This window comes from Streptomyces sp. NPDC054872, from assembly GCF_053610705.1.
The window spans coordinates 34,987-55,653 of sequence record NZ_JBSGYY010000044.1 but is presented as its reverse complement, the minus strand read 5'-3'; the positions used below and the strand labels follow the sequence as shown (position 1 = coordinate 55,653).

Sequence of the window (20,667 nt, the reverse complement as noted above, 5' to 3'; positions counted from 1 at the left end):
CTCTCCTCGTCGCCGGGGTCATTGCCGGACGCTGCGTAACATCGTGTAATTCGTGATGCAGGTCTCACCACCCCCGGACGGGGGTGTCCCCCCAGCGAAAGGGTCGACGCGTGACGGCTGACGGAGGCGAGGCGGTCGAGATGCGGTCCGCGCTGCTGCGGCTGCGGCGCGGTACGGGGCTTCCGGTGGCCTTCGGCGGCCTGGTCGAGGGGCAGCGTCAGGTGCGGATCGGGGAGCTGACGGGCACGGGGACGCGTGCGCTGTGCGGCCTCGCGGTGTCCTCCGGGAACGGGCTCGGCGGCAAGGCGGTCGCGCTCTCGCGCCCCTGCGCGGTCACGGATTACCACGACTCGCGGCACATCAGCCATGAGTACGACAGTGCCGTGGCCGCGGAGGGCCTGCGCTCGGTGCTCGCGGTGCCGGTGGTGGTGCGGCGCAGGGTGCGGGGCGTCCTGTACGGGGCCCTGCGCTCGGCCCAGCCGCTGGGCGACCGGACGCTGTCGGCGGCGGTGGCGGCCGCGCGGGACGTGGAGCAGGCCCTTGTCGTACGGGACGAGGTGCACGCGCTCATCGCGGCGGCGCGGGAGCCGGAGGCGGGCACCGGGGCCGCCTGGGAGCAGGTCCGCGAGGCGCACGCCGCGCTGCGTGAACTGGCCCCGCGGATCGCCGACTCGGCCCTGCGCGCGGACATACTGGCGGTGTGCGGCCGGTTGGCGTCGGCCGCCGCGGTGCCGCCCGGCCGGGAGCGTGCGGTGTGCCTGGCACCGCGCGAGGTGGACGTCCTCGCCTGTGTGGCCGGGGGCGCGACGAACGCGGCGACGGCGGAACGGCTGCGCCTGCGGCCGGAGACCGTGAAGGGGTATCTGCGTTCCGCCATGCGGAAGTTGGGGGCTCACACCCGGCTTGAGGCGGTGGTGGCGGCGCGGCGGGCGGGGCTTTTGCCGTGAGCGCTCCACGGGGTGACGCCGACGGCGCATTCCACGGACGCGGGGGTTGAATGGGCCCTGGAGTTGAATGGGCCTTGGAGTTGCATGGACCCTGGAGGGGGCGATGGGCATGGTGTCCACGGACCGTTTTCTCGCCTTTGCGGCCATGTCGCTGCTGGTGATCGTGATCCCCGGGCCGAGCGTCCTGTTCGTGATCGGCCGGGCCCTGGCCCACGGCAGGCGCACGGCCGTGGCGACGGCGCTCGGCAACCTCCTCGGGTCGTACGTCCTGGTCGTCGCCGTCGCCTTCGGCGTCGGATCGCTCGTCGAGCGATCGGCCGCCGTGTTCATGGCGGTGAAGCTGGCAGGAGCCGCCTACCTGGTCTTCCTCGGCGTGCAGGCCTTCCGGCACCGCAAGGAGATGCGGGCCGCGTCCATGGGAACGGCGGGCCCCGAGGAGGCGCGTACCGATGTGCGCACGGTCCTGGACGGCGCGCTCGTCGGCGTGACGAACCCCAAGGGCATCGTGTTCTTCGCGGCGGTGCTGCCGCAGTTCGTCGACCACTCGGCGGGGCATCTGCCCGCGCAGATGCTGCTCCTCGGGCTTGTCCCGATCAGCATCGGGCTTGTCACGGACACGCTGTGGGGGCTCACGGCGTCCGCGGCCCGCACCTGGTTCGCGCGCTCGGAGCGGCGTCTCTCGATGATCGGCGGGGCCGGGGGCGTCACGATGATCGGGCTCGGCGTGACCGTCGCGGCGACGGGCCGGGCGGACTGAGGCTTTCGCCGTCCAGCGCGCCTCGCGGCCGCCCGCCGCGCCTCACCGCCTCTCACTGCCTCTCACCGCGTCTCACCGCTCGATGACCGTGCCGAAGCGGATGTCGTACGTGGTCGTCGCCGACTGGTACATCGGCCCGCTCACAAGCCGCTCGGCCTCTTCGGTCAGTTCGTGCCGTTGCGCCTTGGTCAGGGTGCCGAACGGCTCGATGGTCAGGACGCCAGAACCCCTGGCCCCCTCCTCGACGCGCCACACGCCCGCAAGGAAACCGTCGACCAGGAAGACGCTGTAGGCGAAGTTGCCCTTCCAGGTACGGCCCTTGTACTCGGCCGGCACGATCCGGGCGCGGTCCGCGTGGGACAGCAGGAGGTTGTCGAACTCGGGCAGGAAGCGCACCGGAGCCGGGGTGTCCGCGTCGGGGCGCGGCGCGTCCGGGAGGTCGAAGAGTTCGACGCCGTTCTCGTCGCGGAACGTCCGCAGTCGGGGCCGCAGCCGCTCGAAGGCATCCCGCAGCCGCGTCAGCCCCGCCCAGGTCTGCATGTCCTTGACCGAGGCAGGTCCGAAGGCCGTGAGGTAGCGCAGCACGGTGGCGTCGGGCGTGGGCACCGGCTCGCTGGGGCGGCCGAGCCAGTGCTCGGCGGTGGTGAGCGCGACCTGCCCGCTGCGGCGCCACAGGCCGCGCGGGGTGACCTGGACCAGCGGCAGCGAGCAGCGGGCGGCGACGGCGAGCGACTGCGGGTCGGCGTCGGGCCAGCGGGGCAGCAGGACCTCCCGCAGCTGCTTCATCGTCCGGGGCTCCTCCTCGACGGCGGCGCGGGCGAGCGAGGCGAGCTCCCCCAGGTCCACACCGACCAGGCCCTTGCGGAAGGCGTGCAGCTCACGGTCGCGCGCGCCTTGCACCAGTGGGCGCAGGGTGAGGGCGTCGGCGGCGGTGTGCAGGTGGATGGTGGAGCGCATGGTGACGATGCGGACGAGGTCGCGCGAGGCGAGGAGCGCGGACATCTCCTCTGGGTCGAATCCCTCCAGGCGGGCGGCGAGGGCGAAGTAGGGCGGCTTCACGTTCTGCGCCTGGAGGCCGAGGAGGTGCGTGACGGCGCCCTCGACGGAGAGGCCGGCCGAGCGGCGCAGGAGGAGTTGACGGTCGAGGGTGGCGCGGTTGAGGGCGCGCGTGCTGAGTACGGGGGCGGGGGCCTTGGCGTCGGACTGGGTGGCGGTCGGCTTCGGGTGCCTCGGCGTACTCGGCGTGTTCGTCATGTACCGCACGCTAGCGGGGCTTGCGGAGACATCTACTGTCCGCAAGCAGGCCGGAGGTGTCCGCAAGCAAGCATGACGAGGAAAGGAGGCGCGTCGGAACACGCGTAGGAGGGACCCGCCGCGATACGAGCGGAGCGCGCCGAGATGGCGTCGGCCTCGCGACTTTTGGGACGTATATCCTGCTTCGAAGCCATCTAGACACACGTTCGACATCGGAGGCAGCCAGCATGGCGGAGCGCCGGCCCCGACCCGCACCGATCGCGAAGAGGCACGGCTGGCGGTGGACCACCCCGGCCAAGGCCTCCTCGACCGCGGGGAACGGAGGAGGCCCCGGCAACGACTCCGACGCCACCCCTGTCTCCCCCTCCCCCGCAGCGCCGGAAGCCGCGAGCGTCGTACAGGCCGCGCTCTATCGTGACGGCGTCCGCGTGGCGACACCGGAAAGCCTCGCCGACACCTTCCGGGAGCTGCGCGAACAGCACGACGGCATGGCGTGGATCGGTCTCGCCCGCCCCACGGAGGCCGAACTCCTTTCCCTGGCAGCCGAGTTCGACCTGCACGAGCTGGCCGTCGAGGACGCGATGGAGGCCCACCAGCGGCCGAAGCTCGAACGCTACGGCGAGACCCTCTTCGTCGTCCTGCGCGCGGCCCGCTACCTGGACGCCCCGGAGGAGGTCGACTTCGGCGAGCTGCACGTGTTCGTGGGCCCCGACTTCGTCATCACGGTGCGCCACGGTGCCGCCCCGGACCTGACCGCCGTACGCCGCCGCATGGAGGAGAGCCCGGACCTCCTCAAGCTCGGCCCCGAGGCGGTCCTGTACGCGATCCTGGACGCGGTGGTCGACGGGTACGCCCCGGTCGTGGCCGGAGTCCAGAACGACATCGACGAGATCGAGACCGAGGTCTTCAGCGGCGACCCCGAGGTCTCGCGCCGCATCTACGAACTCTCCCGGGAAATGGTCGAGTTCCAGCGGGCCACCCGCCCCCTGGTGGCCATGCTGCACTCCTTGATGGCGGGCTTCGCGAAGTACCGCACTGACGAGGAACTGCAGCGCTATCTGCGCGACGTAGCCGACCACGTCACGCACACCAGCGAACGCGTCGACGGCTTCCGCCAGGCCCTCACCGACATCCTCACGGTCAACTCCACACTCGTCACACAGCAGCAGAACGCGGAGATGCGGGCCCTCGCGGAGGCGGGCTTCGAACAGAACGAGGAGATCAAGAAGATCTCGTCGTGGGCCGCCATCCTCTTCGCCCCGACCCTCGTCGGAACGATCTACGGCATGAACTTCGACGAGATGCCCGAACTGCACTGGGCGTTCGGCTACCCCTTCGCGATCGGTCTGATGGCCATGGTCTGCGTCAGCCTGTACTTCATCTTCAAGCGGCGGGACTGGTTGTAGGAGCCGGTCGGGCCAATGGCATGATCGGCCTCGCGACCAGCGCCCTCGATTCACTCCACAGCATTCACTCCACAGCATCGACCACATCGGCCGGACCATTGATACCTATATCTTCGCGGGCATTTCCGCGAATAAGCCGCAGAACCGTCCTGTGGGCCACCGCGGCCATGGTGGCCCTGGGGTTTCTCGTCGCGCTGGAGATCGCCGCGCGTCGCTACGGCGGTGTGCCGGGGCCGATCACCAATCAGGTGCGGGAGGTGATCTTCCCGCCCAAGCCGGGGCCGCTGTACGGCGGTCTCGCCCTGATGATGGTGGTGCTCACCTGGCGGCAGCGGTTCATCGCCGCCGGGTTCGCGGTCGGTGTCGACGTCGTCTTCGTGGCGGTGCGCTGGGCGGTGCACGCCGATGTGCCCGAGGGGCAGTTCTTCGGCAACGGCGCGTTGTGGGCGATGCTGGGCTGCGCGGTCTTCGCGTTCACGCGCCGCACCGGTGAGGAACGGGTGCTGCTGCTCAAGGGCGTCGGTCTCGGGCTGCTGCTCGTGGCCGGCCGCAAGACCGGTGACACCTGGCTGCTCATCACCTCGAAGACCCGCCCGACCGTGCTCGACCCCTACGTGGCGATGGCCGATCACGCGCTCGGCAACCCGTCGTGGCTCGCGGGCAGGCTGCTTGAGGCCTCGGGACCGGTCAGCACCTACGTCCTCGACCTGGTCTACGCCCAGCTCGCGGTGGCGGCGGTCGCCGTCGCCCTCTACCAACTGCGCAACGTGGCCACCGAGCGCGCCTTCCCGCGCCACCATCTGGTGCGCACCTTCCTGCTGATCGGCCTCCTCGGACCCGCCTTCTACATGATCTTCCCGGTGGTCGGCCCGATCTTCGCCTACGGCCCCGGCACCTCCGGCACCGGCGGCGTCCAGTGGGCCGTGGCCGACCTGTGGCCGCACACCTCGCCGCCGATCAGCCTCCCGCACCCGGTGACGTACGACGGCATCACTCCGCGCAACTGCATGCCGAGCCTGCACACGGCGTGGGCCACCGCGATCTTCATCCACTCCCGCAAGGGCCCGCGCCCGCTGCGTTGGGCGGGGACGTTCTGGCTGGTCTGCACGCTCGGCGCGACGCTGGGCTTCGGCTACCACTACGGCGTGGATCTCGTCGCCGGTGTGGTGTTCGCGCTCACCGTCGAGGCGGCGCTGCGCACGTTCGACCGCGGCTGGCACCGCTCGGGCGTCCAGTTGGTCGCCTACGGCACGGCCGTCTTCGCCGCGCTCCTGGTGTCGTACCGCCTGCTGCCGATGGAGATGGCCGCCCACCCGTGGGTGTTCGGCCCTCTCGTCATCCTGTCGATGCTCTCGGTGATCTACGGCTATGTACGGACCACCGGAGCGTGGGAGCCGAAGGCCGCACCGTCGCTCCGGCCGCCGGACCCGCAGCCCGAACTGGTCTGAGTCAGCTCAGCGGCCGGTCCTGCCGCAGGTCGGCGAAGAGCCGGGCCGACTTCTCGGCATCCCACTTCAGTACGTTGCCCTTGGAGGTGGGGACGCCGAAGCCGGACACGGGCACGTTGAGCCGGGTGCCCTGCCCGCCCGAGACGCTCTGCACGGCGCGGAACATCTCGCTGAGGTCCCGCAGGCTCATGTCCTGGTCGACGATGAGCGTGTCGAGCCCGGCCCGCATCGCCGGTCCGATCTCCGTCGGGTCGAAGAGGGTGCCGGGCCGGGCGGCCTGGTGGGCGAGGGTGGCCAGGAACTTCTGCTGGTTCTTCGACCGGCCCAGGTCGCCCTCCCTCTCCTGGTGGCGCTGGCGGACGAAGGCCAGGGCCTGCTTGCCGTCCAGGGTGTGACAGCCCTTGCGCAGGTCGGCGCCCGACTTCTTGTCCTTGATGGCGCGGTCCAGGCACATGCGGACACCGCCGATGGCGTCGACGATGTTCACGAACCCGGCGAAACCGATCTCCGCATAGTGGTCGATGCGCAATCCGGTGTTGCGCTCGACGGTGTGCACCAGGAGTTCGGGGCCGCCGTACGCGAACGCGGCGTTCAGCTTGTCCCCCTCGGGCCGCTTCGTCTTGCCCGTCGCCGTGTCGAGCCGGCCCGGCACGGTGACCCAGGAGTCGCGCGGCAGGCTGACCATGCTGGTTCCGTTGGCGCCGGTGTGCAGCAGCATCATCGAGTCGGTGCGCCGCCCGCCGCCCCCACCCGCGCGCAGATCCCGCACGGCGTCCTCCGAGAGCCCGTCGCGGCTGTCCGAGCCCACGATGAGGTAGTTGGTGCCCTTGCCGGGTGCCGGGCGGTCCCCGTACGCGCCGAGGTCGACCTCACGCTGGAGGCTCGTCTCGGCCCAGCCGTACGTGCCGCCCGCCGCGACGAGCACGCCGGTCAGCAGGACGAGCACCGCACGCCGCAGTCTCCTGCGCTTCTTCGGCTGCCGGGCATGGGCGCGTCGGGGTCCGTAGTGCGAGCTGGGGCGCTCGGCGAAACGGAGGGTGTCTGTCATCGTCCACTCCCTTGCAGACTCTGCCGCGCCTCTTCCGGCGGCGCTTCCACCAGGTACGGGTCGGCGGTGCCGGTCCGCTTCATGCTGTGCCACTTCAGGCGGGTGCCGAGCAGCGCCGTGGCGACGGAGTGGATGACCACCAGGTACATCAACTGCCGGTACACGAACTGCTGGAGGGGCAGCACCCACAGGACGCGCAGCCGTTCGCGGTCGAGCCGCAGCGCGTACGCGGCGGTCACCAACTGCACGGCGAGGAAGCCGAACCAGACGAGGGCCGCCTCCACCGGGTCGCGGAACAGCGCCCCGAACAGGGCGAACATGTCCACCACCGGCGCGCACAGCGGCAGCACGATCTGGAACAGCGTGACGTAGAGCAGCACGCGGCGGCCGAAGCGTCCGGCGGGGCCGACCTCCACCGCGGCGTGCCGGTGCTTCCACATCGCCTGGAGGGTGCCGTAGCACCAGCGGTAGCGCTGGCGCCACAACTGCCGCACGCTGCTGGGCACTTCGGTCCAGGCGACCGCCGACTGCTCGTAGACGACGCGCCAGCCGGCCCGCCAGAGCGCCATCGTCAGGTCGGTGTCCTCGGCGAGGGTCTCGTCGCTGACACCGCCGACGCCCATCAGGGCGTCCCTGCGGTACGCCCCGATCGCTCCCGGCACCGTCGGCATGCACTCCAGGACCTCGAACATCCGGCGGTCGAGGTTGAAGCCGAGCACGTACTCCAAGTGCTGCCATTTGCCCAGCAGGCGGCGCCTGTTGCCGACCTTGGTGTTGCCGCTGACCGCGCCGACCGCGGGGTGGGCGAGCGGCTGGACGAGCCGGGCGAGTGCCTCGGGTTCGAAGATGGTGTCCGCGTCGACCATCACGACGATGTCGTGCCGGGCGTGCGCGAGGCCGGTGTTGAGGGCACTCGGCTTGCCGCCGTTGGGCTGCCGGATCACCGTCACCCGGGGGTCGGCGTTGGCGATGGACTCGGCGATGTCGGCGGTGGCGTCGGTCGAGCCGTCGTCGATCACGATGACCTGGAAGTGCGGATGCGTGGAGGCGAGCAGCGAGTAGACGGTGGAGGCGATACCGGCCTCCTCGTTGTACGCGGGCACCAGGACCGTCACCGGGTCCCGCACCTCGCGCAGCCGTGGCGCGCCGGGCCGGAACCGGTGCAGCCTGCGCACGTGCAGCCGGGCGAACAGCGCGAACAGGAGCATCCGCAGGACGCCGAGTACGCCCGCGAGGGTCAGCGTCCACACCATCACGGTGAGGAATGCCTTGCCGAGCCGCTGTGACCAGATCAGCCCCTGGCCCTCGATCTCCTTCGCGACCGGGACCCCTTCGGTGAAGGAGGGCCGGCCGAGGCCGCCGCTGACGGTGGTGAACGACTTCACCCGGCGGTCCCGCAGCAACTCCTCGGCCTCGCGGTAGCCGAGGTCGGTCTGGCTGTGCTGCGTCACCACCCCTTTCCAGGGCTTGCGGTCCTTGCGGTCCGACGCGACCACCAGGTACCCCTGTTCGGCCGCGCGCCTGGCGGCCGGCCACTGGGGGCCGCAGAGAGTGTCCGCGGCCGTGGTGTGCGGGAGCCGCAGCAGGGTGGTGTTGACGCCGCCTGCGCCCGCGAGAGCGGTCTGGGTGAGGGACAGTTCGAGGCGGGCGCGCAGCGGCGACGCGACACCGAAGTCGCCCCCGCTGTAGGTGTACGAACCGACCTCGTGCCCCTCGCGCAGGATCCGCCGCATCAGTGCGGGGTGCCGGGCCGCCTCCTTCCCGTGGACGAAGAAGGTCGCCGGCGCGTGGTGTGCGCGCAGCAGGGCGAGCAGGCGCGGCGTCCACACCGGGTCGGGCCCGCCGTCGAAGGTGAGCGCGACGGTCCCCGGCGGCATGGCCTCGGTGGTGACTCCCCGCGGGCCGAACCGCAGCAGTGGTTTCCCGTCGTCCGCCTCGCGCGGGATCGGCCGGGTGCACAGCGGTTTGGTGCGCGCGGCGTCGACCTGGTGCGTCGTCCAGCCCTCGAAGAGGAGGGCGACGGCGACCACCAGGAGGACGAGGAGGAGCACGAGCCAGTGTCCGCGTGGCGGGCGGCGGACATCGGCGGCGCCCCGGCTCACTGCTTCGGGCCTCCGGCCGGCGGGGCGGATCTGGCGGCCGGCGGCCGCCGGTGCTCGTCCCGGTCCGCGCGGGCCTCGGCCGAAAGACCGCCGGAGCCAGGGCTGGCGTCAGGGTTGGAGGCGTCCCGGGCGGAAGTGCCGGAGGACGCCGGTGCGTCCGTACGGGGCGGGTGCGTGCCCACGGGCTGCCAGAGGCCGCTGATCAGCGTGCCCGCGAACAGCAGATACCCGGCGCAGGCGCAGCCCACGAGGAGCCCGAGGCCTTGCAGGGTGCGCCTGCGCCAGCCGGATTGGTCGATGAACACCGGGAGTTGCGGGGCGGCGGCCGGGGGACGCCGTGCGCTCGGGGCGGGGCCCGGCGGGTACGGCGACACGGACGGCCATCGCCCGTCGTGCGGTGTGCTGGCTATGTGGGGGGTGCCTCGCACTGATGCTCCTGATCTGCGGCCGCGCACGCGCGGCTCTTTGTGTGTGGGGGTACGGGCCCGGGGGCCCGCCGTACTGCCGCGACTCCCCGGGTGGGGCCGAGGAAGTCACGTACGCATGCGCCCTCTGAGGGCGGGGAGGCCAGTGTGGCCGTTGGTCTCACGCAGCCACCGACCCTACTCGGGCGGGCGGTGGCGGTCACGTGAGAAATGCCATGCCCGGATCGCGGCCCTTGGGGGTACCGGGCTCCCATGGGCGACATTCTTGTGGGGACGTGCTCGTGGACCGATCCGGCGCTCGTCCGCAGCGGGTGGTATCCGAAGGGGCGGCGCGACGCGGAGGGGCGGCTGCGGTACTACGCCGAGCGGTTTCCCGTCGTCGAGGTCGACTCGACGTACTACGCGCTGCCCGGCGAACGCAACAGCCGCCTGTGGGCCGAACGCACGCCGGACACCTTCACGTTCGACGTGAAGGCCTTCTCACTGCTCACCGGACACCCCACACGCCCCGCCGCACTCCCCGGTGACCTGCGGGAAGGAGTGCGCCCGCGGGCGGGAGGGCCCGTCGACGCCCGGGACCCGGGACTGCTCGACGAGGTGTGGGAGCGCTTCACCGCCGGGATCGAGCCGCTGCGCCGGGCAGGCCGTCTGGGCAGCGTGCTGTTCCAGTTCCCGCCGTGGCTGCGCCCCGGGGAGCGGGCCGCGGAGTTCCTCGCCCTGACCGCCCGGCGCACCCGGGGGTGGCCGGTGGCCGTCGAGTTCCGGCACCCCGACTGGTGGCGTGCGGAGCAGGCCGAGGCCACCGCGAGCCTGCTGGCCGGTCACGGCATGGCGGCGGTCGGCGTCGACATGAACCGGACACTGCCGTCCTCGCTGCCTCCCGGCGCACCGGTGACCTCGCCCCGGCTGTCCGTCGTACGCTTCCACGGCCGCAGTACGGCCTGGGGGCGGGGAAGCAAGGAGGACCGCTTCCGGTATACGTACGCCGAGGACGAACTCGCCGAGTGGGTACCCCGGTTGCGCACGCTCGCCGAGCGGACCGAACAGGTCCACGTCCTGTTCAACAACTGCTGCGCGGACGCCGCCGTGCGCGCCGCCGAGGCCATGACGCGACTCCTGTGGCCCTCACTCGCCCCGCAGGTCCGGCGTACCTGACCCGCCCGCGGCCCGGTCGGGCGCCGAGGTGTCCCCGGGCTCGGCGGAGGCCGTGAGGTGGTCGAAGGTGCAGGTGAGCCGCAGCAGGCGGTCCAGGCAGTCGGGGCGGCGGGTGAGCCGGAGGGTGACATCTCGGGCGTCCGTGACGCGCCGGGCCATCAGCAGGGATGCCAGGCCCATGGAGTCGACGAACGTCAACTCGGCCAGTTCGAGGTCGAGTCGGTGCACCGGGCGGCCGCCCGCGCGGGCCAGGTCGAGTTGTTCGGTGACGGTGGTGACGAGGCTGTCGGTCACCCCGTACTCCAGGCTGCCGCCGACGTGGACGGTCACGACCCCGTGCTGGAACTCGGTGCGCAGGTCGAGGCGGGGGACGGGGCGGGTCATGCGGTCTCTCCGGTCCTGGGGCACTCCTGCCGAGCGCCGAGGGCATCGCGGGCCGCGTCGAGAACGCGCGTGGCGCGCGGGAAGTCGGCCAGCCTTCGCCCCAGGACGTCCAGGGCGAGGAGGAGGCTGCGGGCGGGGACGTCCCGCGCGGTGAGGATGTCCGCCGTCCAGTCGAGGAACCGGGTGAAGAGCCCGTCGTCGTCCAGATAGAGCGCCGTGGCCAGATAGTCCACGATGTGCGCGATGTCCTCGGCGGTGTGCTGCCGCTGCTGCACCGTGTAGTGGGCCATCGGCGGGAAGAGCTCCTCCAGTTCGCGGAGCACCTCCCTGACCAGCTCACCCCGGCTGCGGGCGACCATCGAGTATTCCTGGTCGCTGAGGTGCGGCAGGTCGTCCACGGCCTGATGGAGCATCAGATCGGGGCGCGCGAGGCCCTGTTCGAGGAGTTCCGCGGCGTCCCGCGCATCGGCCGCCCAGGCGTCGGCGCCGAGGGCCTCGGCGTACCGCCCGCCCGGGCCGAAGGCCGCGCCGCCCACGAGCACCGGGGTCCCGACGGCCTGGCAGGCGGTGAGCGCGGCATGGGCGACCGGGAGGTTCGTCGGGATCGACGAGGAGAGCGCCACCACGTCGGGCACGTGCTGGTGCAGGTGCCGTACCAGGTGCGCGGTGGGGGTGTGGGCGCCGAGGAAATCGACCTGCCAGCCGCGCAGTCGCAGCACCTCGGCGAGCAGCCGCGCGGGCAGGGCGTGCCACTCACCGTCCACACAGGCGACGGTGACGCGTCCGCGCCGCCGTGCGGTGTCCGTGCGCGGCAGGCCGGCGTCCGCCGTGAGGGTGATGACCCGGTCGTTGATGGCCGTCGCCGCGTGCTCCTGGGCCACGCTGATGCGGTTCGCCGCCCATTCGACGCCGACCCGCGCCTGTACGGGGGCGATGAGGTCGAGCAGGACGCTCTCGAATCCGCTGCCCGCCTCGACCGCGGCCCGCACCGTGCGGGTGGCCCCTAGCTCGTCGCCCTCGCGCACGTCGTCCCACAGCCGCGCGCGGGCCGATGCGAGCGGATCGGCGGTCGCGTGCGGATCGGCGGTCGCGTGCGGGTCAAGACCTTCGGTCAGATCAGGGGTGGGAGCGATCATCCGGTGTACCTGCCTCGGGTGTGTCCGTCCACGGCGCTGAGGTGCTGGTGGCGCGGTGCGGCTATGGCGACCACGGCCATGTCGTCGTGCGGCCCGCGGCCCACCCACTGCGAGGCCAGCATCTGCACCCGCTCCACGACGGCCTCGGCCACCATGCCGAAGCACTCCGAGAGCGCCCGCGACAGCCGTTCCTCACCGAACATCTCCGTTCCCAACGGCCCTCCCTTGGCCTCGACGATGCCGTCACTGAACAGCAGACACACCTCCCCCGGTTTGAGGCGGACATGCGCAGTGCTGGAGGTGACCTTCGGCAGGGCGCCGATCAGGGTGCCCCTCGTGTCGGCCTCGTCGACACTGCCGTCCGCGCGGGCGATCAGCGGCGGTGGGTGGCCCGCGCTGGTGACGCGGAGGTCCACGGAGTTCCCTCGGCGGGCCACGGAGGCCAGCGCCAGCGTGGCGAACCGGGTGTGCTCGGTCCGCAGCAGCGATTCGTTGAGCAGGCCGAGCAACTGCTGGTGATCGTGGCCCATGGGCCGCAGCGCCTGCACCGTGTTGCGGATCTTGCCGGTGAGGGCCGCCGCTTCCAGGCCCTTGCCGCACACGTCACCGAGGACGGCGAGCGTCTCGTCCTCCGGGGTCTGCCCGGGGTGCACGTCGTAGAAGTCGCCGCCGACGTGCTCTCCCGCGCCCGCGGCGATGTAACCCCCGGCGAACTCCACGCCGTGCACGGGACGCAGGTCGGGCGGCAGCAGGTCACGCATGAGCGTGCGGGAGATGGCGCTCTGTTCGGCGTAGAGCCGCGCCGCGGAGACCGCCGCTCCGGCGCGAGCGGCGAAGACCCGGGCGAAGACCTCCTCGGCCTCGCTGAACGCACTGCGATCGGTGGACCTCAACAGCATCAGGACGCCCGCCGGCACGCCGTGGCCGGGCAGCGGGGTGATCAGCACCGAGCACACCGGGCCGGTGAAATGGGCGGGCACGGCCCACTCCGGAAGCGTCGCGGGGTCGATCCACCGCGAGGGCACCGGCGGGAAACCCTGCATCGCCTCGCTGAGGCCCGGCACATCCGCCAGGTCGATCTCCACGGTGGAGTGGGTGACCTCACCCGCCGGTCCGGTGCAGGTCATGGGGTGCACGTTTCCGCGGCCCGGCGCGATCACCGTCGCCGCGTCGCAGAGATGCCCCGCCGCCAGGGTGGCCGTCACCTCCATGCACCGCTCGACGTTGAGGGACGCCAGCAATTGGTGGGACGCGTCGGCGAGGAGAGCTGTTCGTCTTCGTTCGGCGCGCAGGTCGTCCTCCGCCGTGCGCCGGTGCGTGTCCTCCGCCAGCCACCAGGCCCAGTGCGCGTCGTCCAGCCGGGCGGGGCGGGCCTCGAAGCTCCGCTCGCCGAGCTCGCCGCGTACGACGTCCGGCTCACCGTCGTCGGCCGCTCCGGGGTCCCGCGCGGTCAGCCGGGTGTGCGCCTCGGCAAGCCATCGCGGTGCGGCCTCGCGAAGGGGCGTGCCGTTCGCCGCGGCCGGCAGGAGGTGCCGTACGGCCTCGTTCGTGGCCGCCACCCGGCCCGCGCCGTCGGCGACGACCACGGGGTGCGGCGCGGTGACCCAGGCGTCGGCCAGGACCGTCGGTGCGATGCGCGTCTTCGTTTCCAGCTGTTCCGGTGCGTTCATGACGATGGGCACGCGATGCGAACCCCACCTCCCTTCCAGAGCGTGTCAGCGGGCGTACGCCGACCGTCTCCCTTTGAGCACGGCGGAAGCAAGTGCGTTCGGGGATCCCACCCCATCGACGGTGATGTGCGGCACTTGACCCATGGGGCGCACGGGTACCACGCGTACATCCGGCCAAACCGGGAACATGGAAGCAGCTGTGGTCTGTTCAGTTCAGAGGCAGCGTCACGGTGATGAGCTTGCCGCCGTCCCGCTCCAGGACGAGGGCGATCTCCGAGGCCAGTGCGCGGATGAGAGGCCACCCGTAGCCGCCCGCACCACCCGTTCTCGTACCCGGCTCTGCGGTGTTCCGCTGCCGGGGCAGGTCCGTCGAGCGGTCGCCCACGGTCACCCGCAGCTCGTCGGCCGTCGTGCTCACCTCGAACCGGGTGACACCGCCGCCGTGCCGCAGCGCGTTGGTGAACAGCTCCGAGACCACGAGGAGGACGTCGGTCAGGGCACGGTCACAGACCGGGCCTCCGTCTCGGTCCGCGCGACGCCGCAGGACACTCCGGACGTGTTCACGCGCCGCGGCTGCCGTGGGCGGCAGGGACGAGGCGGACGGGAACGCGGACGGGAACGACGAAGCGGGCGGCATCGACGGCCGGCGCCCGTTCTCGCGGGGCCAGTCGGATGGTGCGTCGGGGCTCACACGCAGGACTCCTTCACCGGGCCGTGGACAGCGCCGTACCGACGCCTCGGCCGACCCGCGTTTCTCCGAGACGTTCGTCACCTCGAACAGCCGGCTCACCACCTGCCGTTGGAGGTCGCACATTCTACGAACACGTACGTGTCGGGCGACATACTCCGTTCACTTCGCGGACCGCCGGGCGACGCACCATCCGACGGCAAGTCTTCACGGCAAGATCACAGAGTGGATTCGTCCTGCGGTACCCATGACAGAAAGGGACCCCCTTCATGGCCAAGCCCCGCAGCAGACCCCGCCCCTCCCTCGCCTTCTCCGCCCTCACCCGGCCCGCCCTGACCCGTATCGCTCTCGTCGCGGCCGTCGCGGCGGTGGCGGCGACCGTGCCCCTTGGCCCCGGCGCCCTCGCGGCCACGACACTGCCCGCCGTCGAGCCGCGCGCCGAGACCGCCGCCCTGCACGACGACGACGCGGGCGGCAACGCCGACGCCGACGACCCGGCGATCTGGCGCAACCCCGCCGACCCGGGCCGCAGCCTGGTCGTCGCCACCGCCAAGCAGGGCGGCCTTCGCGTGTACGACCTCTCCGCGCGCGAGGTGCAGTCCGTACCGGCACCGGCGGCGCCCGGCCCCGAGGACGCGCCCGGCCGCTTCAACAACGTCGACCTGGTGCACGGACTGCGGCTGCCGTCCGGCCGCGCCGACCTGGCCGTGACGAGTGACCGCGGCAACGACCGGCTGCGCGTCTACCGCATCGACCGCGAACGCCCCGGCGGCCCGCTCACCGACGTCACCGACCCTTCGGCGCCGCCCGTCTTCTCCTCCTCGCAGGAGGAGATAAACGAGCAGCGCACCGCGTACGGCCTCGCGACCTGGACCGACCCCTCCACGAGCCGGTCGTACGCACTGGTCAGCCAACGGGAGCGGACCCGTCTCGCGCTCCTCGAACTGACCCCGAGGCGCGACGGCACGGTCGGCTACCGCAAGGTCCGCACCCTCGGCCTGCCCGCCGATTTCCGCCTGCCGAACGGCACTTCGTGGACGCCTTGCGGCGAGCCGGGTGAACTGCCCCAGGTGGAGGGCATGGTGGTGGACCCGGCCGACGGCACGCTCTACGCGGGCCAGGAGGACGTCGGCATCTGGCGACTGCGCGCCGACCTGACCGGCAAGCCCCAACTGGTCGACAAGGTGCGTGAGTACGGCGTTCCCGGGACGTATGACCCCGCGACCGAGGAGTGCGTCGCGGGCGCCGACCCCGGTTTCGGCGGCAAGCGCCTCAAGGCCGACGTCGAGGGTCTGACGCTGCTCGACGAAGGCGACGGCGACGGCTATCTGCTCGCCTCCAGCCAGGGCGACGACACGTTCGCCGCCTACGACCGCGAGGTGTCCGACCGCAACGAGTACGAGGGCGGCTTCCGCGTCACCGCCGCCTCCGCCACGCTCGACGGCTCCGAGGAATGTGACGGCGCCGCGGTCCTCGACGAGCCGCTCGGCGCCGCGTTCCCGCGCGGGCTGCTCGTCGTGCAGGACGGCCATGACGCGCCCGGGGACGCCGAACGGCCCTCCACCGGCTTCAAGTTCGTGGATCTGGGCGACGTGCTCGACGCCGTCGACGACTGACGCGGCCGGTCCCTCGGCGTCCGAGGGACGCGTGACCGCCAGGCCGGATATCGGTCTGGCGGTCATGTGGCGCCGGGCGTAGAGAGGAAGGTTCACGCCAGGGACCCCAGGGAGGCCGTCGTGGACAGGACCATCGGCAAGGGCACGTTCCGGGACGCGTTCAAGAACCAGGTCATCGCGGTCTCCGCGCTGCCCGCCGGCACCGGCCGCCGGCTCGCCGAGCGGGCCAACGCGGCAGCGGGCCCGGCCGATGCCTCGCTGCGCACGAAGGCCGAGTTCAGCGCACTGTACGACCTGCTGCTCGCCGAGCAGGGCGACCCGTCAGGCGCCTCGGCCGACGGCAGCCTGGTGCTTCTCGACGCGGACGGACAGCTCACCACGATCGGCCGGATCGTCGACGAGTTCCTCAACTCGGCCGAGAACAAAGCGGAGTTCTTCGCTCAGGACATGTATCAGGTCAAGGTCACCGGCTGGCCGCCCGGCGTCCTGACGGCCGACGAGGTGATGGAGGCCCTGCTGGGCGCCCGGCTGACCCTGGCCAGGAGCAACGCCCCGGACGACACGCTGCTCGCGACACCGGCGTTCTCCATGGTCAACAGCGGCAACATGACCGCTCACGCGCCCAAGCGCTCCTGGAAGATCAACTTCGAGGTCGGCGAGAGCGAGGACCGGCTCTACGGCATGGAGCGCGTCAACCTCAAGGCGATGTACAACGACCCGTCGCAGATGCGCGAGGCCGTCGCCTGGCGGCTCCTGGAGCGCGCGGGCATCCCGGCGGCGCAGCACACGTACGCGACGTTCCACCTCAACGACCGCTACATGGGTCTGTACTCGGTCATCGAGCAGGTCGACAAGAAGTTCCTGAAGGACCACTTCGGCAAGAACGCGGAGGGCAACCTCTACAAGGCGTACTGCGGAGACGTCGGCTGCGCGACCCTGGAGCACCGCCCCGGCACGGACGGCGCCGACGGAGGACGCCGGTACTTCACCGCGGGGAGCCTGGAGGACGACCGGACGTACCGTCTGAAGACGAACGAGGACGACCCCTCCACCAACACCTACGACGACCTCGCGGCTCTCGTACGGACCGTCAACGGAATTCAACTCGCGGGCGGCGACGACCGGTTCGAGTCCGACGCCTTCCGTGAAGGGGTCGAGCAGATCCTGAACGTACCGGCCTTCCTGCGCTGGGCGGGCGCCAACGTCCTGCTCGGCAGCTGGGACAACTACTTCGCGACGCCGGCGAACTACTACCTCTACAACGCGGGTCGGCTCGGCGACCCGACGGGCTTCATGGTCCGCCCGTACTTCACGTTCATCCCCTGGGACTACGACAACAGCTCGGGCATCGACTTCTTCTCGACGCAGTGGCAGTACACGGACCTGCTCGACTGGCCGGCGATGAGCCGCAACTACTGCCGGATCACCCGTGCGCCGCACGAGGAGTCACGGCTCCCGCTGTTCACCAACCTGCTGCGCCACCACGACTTCTGCCAGTACTACCTCGACCACCTCGAATACCTCCTGGACACGGAGTTCGGCCCCGAGCGGGTCGCGGCGCTCCTTGGCGCGGAGGAGTCCGGGCGGGCCGACGGACTGTGGCAGCTCGTCGCGTCCGCCGCGTACGGCGAGTCCACGAGCCCGCACGGACAGCCTTTCACCGGCCGCCAGTTCACCAATGACGAGGTGTACCGCGCCGGATACCGGCAGTGGGAGCTGAGCCGCGGCTCGCAGTTCACGTACGGGATCTTCCACTACACGCGCATGCGCTACGACCACGCACGACAACAGCTCGCCGAGCTGCGCAAGACCTATCCCAACGGCGCCAGCGGGGCTTCGTTCCCCGGCGCGATGGAGGTTCTGCCCTCATGACCGCAACGAAGAAGTCGGCCAAGTCCGCACCCACGCACGAGCTCCGTCTCGTGAAGGAGGCCAAGATCCAGGACCTGATCGGTGACGGCGCGGGCCCCCGCCTCGAGGCGAGCGGTGTCATCCACCGGGACGGCGCCTTCCTCGTCGTCTGCGACAACCTGCCCTCCCTCATCCGGGTCAGCAGCGAACTGTCCCCCAAGGCGCCGGAGAACGGCGTACTCAAGCCCGCCAAGGCGAAGAAGACCGGCAAGTCCGGTAAGTCCGGCACATCCGAGGCGAACGAGGGGTACGAGGATCTCGCCCACGACGAGCGGCGCGACCACTACTTCACGCTGAGCGAGGCCGAGGCCGTCAAGCCCAAGGGATTCCGCGCCCGCGTCCACGAGTTCGACGAGAAGCTGCGTCCGTGCGGCTCGATGCTGCTCGACTTCGACATGGCGGACGCCAACAAGGGCATGGAGGGTCTTGAGTGGGTGGAGCGCTCGGGTGCGGCCCACCTCCTGGCCCTGTGCGAGGGCAACCGGTGCGCCGGCGGCAAGAAGGGCAGGACGCCGGGCGGCGGGCGCATCCAGGTCTTCCGGCAGGGCGGCAAGCGCTGGATCCACACGGCCACGATCCGGCTGCCCGCGTCACTGCCCTTCGAGGACTACAGCAGCGTGTCCGTGCGCGACGGGCGGATCGCCGTCCTGTCGCAGGCGTCGTCGGCGCTGTGGGTGGGCCGCATCTCCACCAAAAAGTGGGAGGTCGACGAGGGCACGGTCTACCGCCTCCCCACCGACGGCAAGGGCCGCACCGTCTACGGCAACCCGGAGGGCGTCGCCTGGGTCTCGACCGACTACGTGGTGATCGTGTCCGACCGGGCCAAGAAGGGCGCGGCGAGCGAGCGGTACCGCGCGAAGGACCAGTCGATCCACCTGTTCCTGATCCCCAACCACCACTCCTGAGCTATTCGGCCGCCCACAGTCCGCGGACGTGACCGAGGTGGCGGGTCATCACCGCGCGTACGGCGTCCTCGTCGCGGGCGAGCAGCGCGTCGAGGAGCTCCAGGTGCTCCTCGGCCGACGCCTCGAGACGGCCGGCGTCGACCAGTGCCTGGAGTCCGTACAGGCGGGAACGCTTGCGCAGGTCGCCGACCACCTCGACGAGGTGGTCGTTGCCACAGAGCGCGAGCAGACCGAGGTGGAAGCGGATGTCGGCCTCGACGTACGCGATGAGGTCGCCGTCCGCCGCCGCGGTGACGATCGCCTGCGCCGTGGGCCGCAGCGCTTCGAGGTCGGCGGGGTCCGCCGAGGTGGCGAGCTCCGCCGTGGTGGGGATCTCGATCAGCGCACGGATGTGCTTGTACTCGTCGAGCTGCTTCTCGGAGACCGCGGTGACCCGGAAGCCCTTGTTCGGCACCGTGTCGACGAGCCCCTCCTTGGCGAGGTCGAGCATGGCCTCGCGGACCGGGGTCGCCGAGACGCCGAAGCGCACGGCCAGGGTGGGCGCCGAGTAGACCTCGCCCGCGCGCAGCTCCCCCGCGATGAGCGCGGCGCGCAGGGCGTCCGCGACCCGTTCGCGGTAGCTGCTGCGCGTGCCGCCCAGGCTGGGCAGGGCGGCGGGGGCGGCGGACGGGGCGGGGTTGCGCCGGGCGGCCATGGGGACGGTTCCTCCTGGGTGCCATGTCACGTGCTACGAGTGCCGCCATTATCCAGGCCCGGCGGAAGGACCCTAGAGCACGAAGCCCGCGGGGAAGGGGTCGTCCGGGTCGAGGAGGTACTGCGCGGTGCCGGTCACCCAGGCGCGTCCGGTGAAGCTGGGCAGGACCGCGGAGATGCCCGCGACCTCGGTGGCCCCCAGGAGGCGTCCGCTGAAGCGCGTGCCGATGAAGGACTCGTTGACGAACTCCGTGTCCAGGGGCAGCTCTCCGCGCGCGTGCAGCTGGGCCATGCGCGCGCTGGTTCCCGTGCCGCACGGCGAGCGGTCGAACCAGCCGGGGTGGATGGCCATCGCGTGCCGTGAGTACCGGGCGGTGGCGCCGGGTGCGTGGAGGTGGACGTGGTGGCAGCCGCGGATGGACGGATCCTCGGGGTGCACCGGCTCGTCCTCGGCGTTGATCGCCTCCATCAGCGAGAGGCCCGCCGCGAGGATCTCGTCCTTGCGTCCGCGTTCGAAGGGCAGGCCGAACTGGTCCAGGGGCAGGATCGCGTAGAAGTTGCCGCCGTAGGCCAGGTCGTACGTCACCGAGCGGCCGTCGGGCAGGGTGATCTTGCGGTCGAGTCCGACGGCGAAGGACGGCACGTTCTTCAGCGTGACGGCCTTCGCCGCGCCGTCCTCGACGGCGACCTCGGCGACGACGAGGCCCGCCGGGGTGTCCAGGCGGATCGTGGTGACCGGCTCGACGACCTCGACCATGCCGGTCTCGACGAGGACGGTGGCGACGCCGATGGTGCCGTGCCCGCACATCGGCAGATAGCCGGAGACCTCGATGTAGATCACGCCGTAGTCGCAGTCGGGCCGGGTGGGCGGCTGGAGGATCGCGCCGCTCATGGCCGCGTGACCGCGCGGTTCGTTCATCAGGAGCTGCTTGATGTCGTCGCGGTGCTCGCGGAAGTGGAGCCTGCGCTCGTTCATCGTCGCCCCGGGGACGGTGCCGATGCCGCCGGTGATGACTCGCGTCGGCATCCCTTCGGTGTGCGAGTCGACCGCGTGCAGGACGAGTTTGCTGCGCATGTGCGGTGCCTTTCGTACGGGGCGGGGCGGGGTTGGACGGGGCGGTG

18 protein-coding genes are annotated in these 20,667 nt (G+C 71.4%); 8 read left to right on the top strand and 10 right to left on the bottom strand.

Going from position 1 to position 20,667, the window contains the following annotated elements:
• Window positions 1-110: 110 nt before the first annotated feature.
• Complete coding sequence (locus ACWGIH_RS36820) at window positions 111-947, top strand: response regulator transcription factor (protein ID WP_453446636.1); 837 nt, start codon at window positions 111-113, stop codon at window positions 945-947.
• Between the two features lie 109 nt (window positions 948-1,056).
• Window positions 1,057-1,704: a LysE family translocator gene (locus ACWGIH_RS36815; protein WP_453446638.1), complete on the top strand. Its 648-nt coding sequence runs from the start codon at window positions 1,057-1,059 to the stop codon at window positions 1,702-1,704.
• A 72-nt stretch (window positions 1,705-1,776) separates the two neighbouring features.
• Here ACWGIH_RS36815 and ACWGIH_RS36810 read toward each other — a convergent pair whose 3' ends face one another.
• Window positions 1,777-2,958 carry a winged helix DNA-binding domain-containing protein gene (locus ACWGIH_RS36810; RefSeq protein ID WP_453446640.1) on the bottom strand — a complete coding sequence of 394 codons (1,182 nt, stop codon included), beginning with the start codon at window positions 2,956-2,958 and terminating at the stop codon, window positions 1,777-1,779.
• A 227-nt stretch (window positions 2,959-3,185) separates the two neighbouring features.
• On the opposite strand from ACWGIH_RS36810, the gene ACWGIH_RS36805 reads away from it, so the two are divergent.
• Together ACWGIH_RS36805 and ACWGIH_RS36800 are read left to right on the top strand one after the other, a co-directional pair.
• Complete coding sequence (locus ACWGIH_RS36805) at window positions 3,186-4,364, top strand: magnesium and cobalt transport protein CorA (protein WP_453446642.1); 1,179 nt, start codon at window positions 3,186-3,188, stop codon at window positions 4,362-4,364.
• Between the two features lie 107 nt (window positions 4,365-4,471).
• Window positions 4,472-5,812, top strand: a complete 1,341-nt coding sequence (locus tag ACWGIH_RS36800) for a phosphatase PAP2 family protein (RefSeq protein ID WP_453446710.1) — start codon at window positions 4,472-4,474, stop codon at window positions 5,810-5,812.
• 1 nt (window position 5,813) lies between these two features.
• Here the strand turns inward: ACWGIH_RS36800 and ACWGIH_RS36795 are convergent, their stop codons facing one another.
• Genes ACWGIH_RS36795 through ACWGIH_RS36785 form a run of 3 tightly spaced genes read right to left on the bottom strand, consistent with a single transcriptional unit; the run spans window position 5,814 to window position 9,390 of the window.
• Window positions 5,814-6,860, bottom strand: a complete 1,047-nt coding sequence (locus ACWGIH_RS36795; RefSeq protein ID WP_453446643.1) for an LCP family protein — start codon at window positions 6,858-6,860, stop codon at window positions 5,814-5,816.
• Window positions 6,857-8,962 carry a bifunctional polysaccharide deacetylase/glycosyltransferase family 2 protein gene (locus ACWGIH_RS36790; RefSeq protein ID WP_453446645.1) on the bottom strand — a complete coding sequence of 702 codons (2,106 nt, stop codon included), beginning with the start codon at window positions 8,960-8,962 and terminating at the stop codon, window positions 6,857-6,859. Before ACWGIH_RS36790 ends, ACWGIH_RS36795 begins: the two co-directional genes overlap by 4 nt.
• Window positions 8,959-9,390 (bottom strand): hypothetical protein, encoded by a 432-nt coding sequence (locus tag ACWGIH_RS36785; RefSeq protein WP_453446646.1) that lies wholly within the window; start codon window positions 9,388-9,390, stop codon window positions 8,959-8,961. The genes ACWGIH_RS36790 and ACWGIH_RS36785 overlap by 4 nt, the downstream gene beginning before the upstream one ends.
• A gap of 249 nt (window positions 9,391-9,639) precedes the next feature.
• Between ACWGIH_RS36785 and ACWGIH_RS36780 the strand changes: the two genes are divergently transcribed.
• On the top strand, window positions 9,640-10,542 hold the full coding sequence (locus ACWGIH_RS36780; RefSeq protein ID WP_453446647.1) for a DUF72 domain-containing protein: 903 nt from the start codon (window positions 9,640-9,642) through the stop codon (window positions 10,540-10,542).
• Here ACWGIH_RS36780 and ACWGIH_RS36775 read toward each other — a convergent pair.
• The 4 genes from ACWGIH_RS36775 to ACWGIH_RS36760 form a co-directional block, all read right to left on the bottom strand.
• Window positions 10,513-10,926 carry an STAS domain-containing protein gene (locus ACWGIH_RS36775; RefSeq protein ID WP_453446648.1) on the bottom strand — a complete coding sequence of 138 codons (414 nt, stop codon included), beginning with the start codon at window positions 10,924-10,926 and terminating at the stop codon, window positions 10,513-10,515. The genes ACWGIH_RS36780 and ACWGIH_RS36775 overlap by 30 nt on opposite strands.
• Complete coding sequence (locus ACWGIH_RS36770) at window positions 10,923-12,062, bottom strand: cobalamin B12-binding domain-containing protein (RefSeq protein WP_453446650.1); 1,140 nt, start codon at window positions 12,060-12,062, stop codon at window positions 10,923-10,925. Before ACWGIH_RS36770 ends, ACWGIH_RS36775 begins: the two co-directional genes overlap by 4 nt.
• A complete protein-coding gene (locus ACWGIH_RS36765; RefSeq protein WP_453446712.1) occupies window positions 12,059-13,732 on the bottom strand; it encodes a PP2C family protein-serine/threonine phosphatase in 1,674 nt (557 codons plus the stop codon). The genes ACWGIH_RS36770 and ACWGIH_RS36765 overlap by 4 nt, the downstream gene beginning before the upstream one ends.
• Window positions 13,733-13,940: 208 nt before the next feature.
• Window positions 13,941-14,423: an ATP-binding protein gene (locus ACWGIH_RS36760; protein ID WP_453446652.1), complete on the bottom strand. Its 483-nt coding sequence runs from the start codon at window positions 14,421-14,423 to the stop codon at window positions 13,941-13,943.
• 266 nt (window positions 14,424-14,689) lie between these two features.
• On the opposite strand from ACWGIH_RS36760, the gene ACWGIH_RS36755 reads away from it, so the two are divergent.
• The 3 genes from ACWGIH_RS36755 to ACWGIH_RS36745 all read left to right on the top strand — a co-directional run bounded on the left by ACWGIH_RS36755 (window position 14,690) and on the right by ACWGIH_RS36745 (window position 18,852).
• A complete protein-coding gene (locus ACWGIH_RS36755; RefSeq protein WP_453446654.1) occupies window positions 14,690-16,036 on the top strand; it encodes a phytase in 1,347 nt (448 codons plus the stop codon).
• Between the two features lie 120 nt (window positions 16,037-16,156).
• Window positions 16,157-17,908, top strand: a complete 1,752-nt coding sequence (locus ACWGIH_RS36750; protein WP_453446655.1) for a CotH kinase family protein — start codon at window positions 16,157-16,159, stop codon at window positions 17,906-17,908.
• Complete coding sequence (locus tag ACWGIH_RS36745; protein ID WP_453446656.1) at window positions 17,905-18,852, top strand: hypothetical protein; 948 nt, start codon at window positions 17,905-17,907, stop codon at window positions 18,850-18,852. The genes ACWGIH_RS36750 and ACWGIH_RS36745 overlap by 4 nt, the downstream gene beginning before the upstream one ends.
• A 1-nt stretch (window position 18,853) precedes the next feature.
• Here ACWGIH_RS36745 and ACWGIH_RS36740 read toward each other — a convergent pair whose 3' ends face one another.
• Window positions 18,854-19,546: a GntR family transcriptional regulator gene (locus tag ACWGIH_RS36740; RefSeq protein WP_453446658.1), complete on the bottom strand. Its 693-nt coding sequence runs from the start codon at window positions 19,544-19,546 to the stop codon at window positions 18,854-18,856.
• Between the two features lie 72 nt (window positions 19,547-19,618).
• Window positions 19,619-20,620 (bottom strand): proline racemase family protein, encoded by a 1,002-nt coding sequence (locus ACWGIH_RS36735; protein WP_453446660.1) that lies wholly within the window; start codon window positions 20,618-20,620, stop codon window positions 19,619-19,621.
• Window positions 20,621-20,667 lie beyond the last annotated feature (47 nt).